General features: G+C 40.2%; 2 protein-coding genes. One reads left to right on the plus strand and one right to left on the minus strand.

Going from position 1 to position 5392, the window contains the following annotated elements:
• Nucleotides 1-804 precede the first annotated feature (804 nt).
• Nucleotides 805-1338, minus strand: a complete 534-nt coding sequence (locus J5X92_RS20535; RefSeq protein WP_208806408.1) for a PH domain-containing protein — start codon at nt 1336-1338, stop codon at nt 805-807.
• 511 nt (nt 1339-1849) lie between these two features.
• Between J5X92_RS20535 and J5X92_RS20540 the strand changes: the two genes are divergently transcribed.
• The gene (locus J5X92_RS20540) at nt 1850-4762 is read left to right on the plus strand and encodes a metallophosphoesterase (RefSeq protein ID WP_208806409.1); all 2913 of its coding nucleotides are present in this window, start codon (nt 1850-1852) and stop codon (nt 4760-4762) included.
• Nucleotides 4763-5392: the final 630 nt, after the last annotated feature.

A 5392-nucleotide genomic window follows, 5' to 3' on the forward strand; every position in this document is an offset into this window, starting at 1 on the left:
GTTTTTGCGCAAGGAGGACTAACACTACATATAGTTGCTTAGACTTCCTCACCTCACCCGAACGGCCATTGCCTTTTTGATGAGTGCTTCTCTCGAAGCGGGAGGCGTATAATACGCTTCTTGTTTTCAGTGTCAACGTTTTTCGTAAATTTCTTTTCGAACCGTTGTTAACTCCGTAGAGCTAATGAAAACCGCTTCTTGTTATTGTTGCCAACTCCTTGAAGCGAGGCGCGCATTCTACGCGAATCAGCTTTTGGATCAACACTTTTCTTAAAATAATTTTATAAAGTTTTCCAAACTAGCTATTCGCCCTCTTTTACACCGGTTTAAGGCTGATTACGCTTTCTTACTGTATTGCTAACCACACATATATTGTTAGCAGCACACTACTCACTTCTCTATGTCATCATAAACCGTCGTAGCTCATAATTAATTGTATGGACTTGGTTCACCCTATGTATGCTATATACGCCATTACCCACAAGTAATCGCTAAGACAGCCACTGTACTTACTGTGTTTATAACTTCAGTTTGGGTTTGCTAGTTTACTAGGCACTTGTAGCTGCGATCTTGAATTGCTGCCATTTGTAAGTAATGGTCATTAGTCAGGTGTAATTTATCTACTCTATTATCTTGCTTGGCAATATTTCACCAGCACAGTTTAGTGTCCACAACGAAGACACATGATTTGGCGGGTGACTTAATAGAGATAAATTATCATCTAGAGTACGAGCGGAAGATTGTCTGACTAAGAGGGTATTAGTACTTAAAGCCTGTTACTACCTCTTCTCATTACAGTAACTTTTACTTTGAATTAACCAGCTTCTCTAATAATGCTTCTATCCGCTGTGTACTTTGCAGTAGTAAGGCGAAGTCGTCTTTAGTATTTGTCTCGACTTCTGCTGTATATCTATTTCCCTGAACAGCTTTATCTTTTTGGCTTAAAATGGTTTCTCTAAAATTGATAGCATCTTCAATTCCTATAAGCGAAACAAGTGCGCCCTGAGCTGATTGTCCTGCAGTCTCAAAAGACAACCTGTATAAATTAAACATGCGCATTAACGGGCCTTGGGTCATAGCTACATCTGTTATCTTCTCAAGCGGAATTGTTTTCTCTTCCTTGTTGAAAATACCTTTTTTTACTATGAGTTTTCGTTCGGTGATGATTGCGGACATTGCAGCAATCATTTTACTGCTGATTAGATAAAATATCGGAATGGATAAAACAAGTAATGGAATGCCAATGACTATAAGCGTTGAAAATAATAACAAGCTTAACAACCAATAGGTTTTGACTGACGGATTGAAGGTTGCTTCTAATACAATTTTCTCAGACATCCTTTTCTCTCTTCTTATCACTATATCTAATTTGAGTTTGTTGCCATTACCATAATGGTATTTGTAGGTATTGTCTGTATCGAAGTGAAACATGATATTACTGGTTTAATTTGGCTCTGCCTCCGATATTCCATCCATCAGCTTACCCAAAGGGTCATTTTTTCATATCCATATCCGCTCGTACTTATATAGTCGGAATACCAGGAAATCCTAACACTTCGTTTTGCGATACCAATGACACCGTGAAATTCACCTTCAAATCTACATAAAACCAGTCAGTGCAAACTTGTTAGTCATAATGAATAACACTCAGCATTACCACTACACCTGAGCGTTTAAATAAGGCTTTATTGTGACAACTTAATGACAAATTAGCCTCGGGAAAATATATAAAAAAATCTGTCCCCTTATTAATTTTAACGCCGTCTTATAGGCAGTGAAACTTGATTAATATCGCCAATTTGAAACGCGATATTAGCTTTGAAATTATTTTTTTAATGAGGGAACAGCCATGAAGTTGAAATATTTTACGCTAACGTTAGTCGCTGTAGGCGTACTTAGCGCTTGTAGTATTGGTGACGACAACGACGCCGAAGTGAGTGCACTGCAAGCTCAAGTTGAAGAGTTACAAAGCGAACTCGACAACATAGATACTTCAAATGGAGCAGAAGTTGCTACATTGAACGCCACTATTGTTGCAATGCAAGCACAGATTGATGCAATGACTGCAGAGTTAGTAGCCTTACAAGAAGCATCCAACAATGCTACCACAATTGAAGATATTGCTAGGTTACAAGCCGAAATCGAAGCCCTTCAGGCAACCCTTGATGCTTTAACAGCACAAGCGCCGGTTCTAGGTAGTAATGCCACCTCTGGGGCAAACATTCTCTTCGAAGATTCAGATAAAATCTTACGTTTTGCTATTTTTCCAGATACCCAAGGTCGAGATGATGACAATATGTCGTTGTACGTGGACGTTGATAAAGACGGTAACACCTTGTCCATCAAAGAATACGTAGGCGTAGACTACAACGGTGATGGTTATTACGATGCCGGCACTGAAAGTCAAAATGACGCGGTTAAAGCCAACGATTGGGATGAAGATGGTGTTAGCTACTTAGTTAACGTTGAAGACCCATTCCACCCTTATATTGAAGTAGATAGTGCCGGCGAGCCTATTGTAGTTGCGCCTGAAGATCGCAAAGATTTTGGCCCTGACTGGAAAGTTCTGCCTTTACCTTTAGTTGAAGCCGTAACTGATAAAATGATAGAGCTAGATGTTGATTTAGTTTTGGCAACAGGTGATATCACTGAATACCGTGCGGAGTCTGATTATGTACAGTGGATGGAGAAAGTTGCCGGCCCATTAACCGATGCAGGGATCAGTGTATTTCCTGCGCGAGGCAATCACGAAATTGTTAATGGAAGAAACTGGCCAGCATGGTTTACCAACGAACAAGAATGGGAACGTCAGTCAGTCAACAATGTTTTTAATGATATTAACCCTTATGAAGGTTATGAGCAGGTTGATTTTGACCAGGGCTACAAATTGTATCAAGCATATACAGGTGCATTAGTTCGCGAACATTTAGATAATGGGAAAGCCATAGGTTTCCCTGGTGCAGAAGACTTGGTTTATTATTTCATTGAAGATAAAACCATGTTTATTGCTTTAGATTTCTATTTTACAGAGCTATATAGCAGCGCATATAGAGGAACATGGACAATTTTAAGAGACTGGTTGAAAGAAATTATTATCGCTAATGCCGAAGACGTAGATCATGTTGTGGCGTTTGGACATGAGCCGCTATCAACTAAAAAGCGTCCTCAAACCTATCAAGTTGAAATTTACGATGCATATGTAGCTGAAAGAATTGCTTTACAAGAAGCTAAAGATGCAGCGCAAGCAACGTTAGATGATGCCATTGAAAATAATGCATCAGCTGAAGAAATTGCGTTTTATAGCAATGCTCTAGAAACTGCAACTAGTGCATATGAAGAGCTAGAAGAACCAAGTTTAAATGGCTACGATATCGGCCAATTGGGCTACTTGCAGTTGCAAGATGAAGCTGAGCCTGGCCTAGCTGCTGACATATTAAACTTGTTCAATAATTATCAAGTTACCTATATTGCAGGGCATGATCATCAGTACTCACGTAGCTTAATTCACCCTACCTCCGATGACAAAGATACCGCTAATGGCTTCACACAAATCATCGGTGGCAATGCATCATGGAAAGCTTACGAAGATTTATACGGTATGCATGATGAGCATGAAACGGGGTTGTTCATTAACAACTTCTATGACTCCATCACTGGGGGAGATTTAACCAACAGCGAAGGGACCAAGTACGCAAGTATTACGTCTGATTTAGGAAATGGTATTTCATTTGTTGTTGTTGAAGTTAACGGTCGTCAGATTACTAGCAAAGCTTACTACGCTGATCATACACTGACTGAAGTGGATATGAACTTGGGCGCTCACTATGATTACGATACAAATGCGTGGTGTACATACTCAGGCGATTATATGGTAGAGGGTGCGGTCACGACCCAAGTTTGTAACGAAGTTAAGTGGCAAGTGTTAGATGAAAACACCCGTACCACAGATGCAACCATTAGAGTGGTTGCGCCCGACCAAAACTATTATGCCCATTCCGAAACGCCAACGGATGAGGGTTACATAGGATCGCAAGCAACCATTATCGATGGCTATAACCTTACCTATAATAGCTCATATGCCGCTACTGTGGGGGAAGTGGAACGTCTACGTGAGTTATTTTCCATGAGTTGGTTTGTGGATAACAACGCTACTACCTTATCTGATGTGTTATACCTTAGTGGAAATCAAACCCAAGAAGGTTCGCACTTCAACCAATATGGCGATTTAATTGCGCCCATCGTCGACGTAGATACTGGTGTTTTAGCTGAAGGAGAGTCTGCATCACTAACCTATGTTAACCAAAACGGTGAAGAAGTGAATAATCCAACTCATACAACACGTGATGGAAAATTTGTGAAAGGTACCGATATTGAAGCATCATTAAATCCAGATCTAGCCAATGGTAATCCTAGTGGTAATGACGCCAACTGGAATGGTCGCTATTTAGCGGATAGTCTAGATTTTGCTGACGCCATGACGCTAGTAATGACCGCTCCTGAAGGGTATGTCTTGACTGACTTAACCGTTGGTCGCTATGACGAAGCAACACAGTCATGGGTACCGGCTTTTGCTGATGAATGTTACGTCGAAAGCGGTTACTCTGACCACTATTCAACCTATTACAGACTGACCGATCAACACCCAGAAGGTGGTTACCAAGTGGCTAATTGCCAACAACGCTACTGGGGTTATGTGAAAGATAGCAACACTATTTGGGGATTTGTTCACACCGATGGTAAGTTCGCAGTCATCGAAAAATAAGATTAGGCATAAGCCAATTTAGATAAAGCGTGCGCAACTGCGCTCTCATCGCGAAACCACAAAAGCCTATCATCATGATAGGCTTTTTTATTGCGTTGTTCAGGGTAATGTCGTTCAACATATTGATAAAATAACGTTGGTTCTGGCCGATAGTGTTTGTATTACGTTTCTTGCTGTAAAGAAAGCAGTTCTGATTTACCGCGGTTCAATACCTCATTCCGTAAACTATAAACACTGCTTTATTATCATATAGAGCAATATCAATTAGTCGTTTAATAGACTTATAAGTAATTTATTCTGGTTTGCGAATTTATACAGTGTATATGATGGCGTTTTCTTGCCCTGATATTATGATCAGTAAATTTTCTTTTATTAAGATCTTCCCAGTACTTTGCTTTTTATAGTCAAGCAACGAGAGCCTTTTACCGCTTTCTTAGAGAAAGCTTAGTAACCTTCTGATTGACGCGCTTTAATTTAAAGGTGTAACACTAAGTTTGACTTTTTACACGCATAAAAAAAGGGCTATCCGTTAGGATAGCCCTTCTTTCGAATAGGACCTGGCAGTGTGCTACTCTCACATGGGGAAACCCCACACTACCATCGCCGCTAATACGTTTCACTTCTGAGTTC

It is taken from the genome of Alteromonas sp. K632G, assembly GCF_017653625.1.
Lineage (GTDB): Bacteria > Pseudomonadota > Gammaproteobacteria > Enterobacterales > Alteromonadaceae > Alteromonas > Alteromonas naphthalenivorans.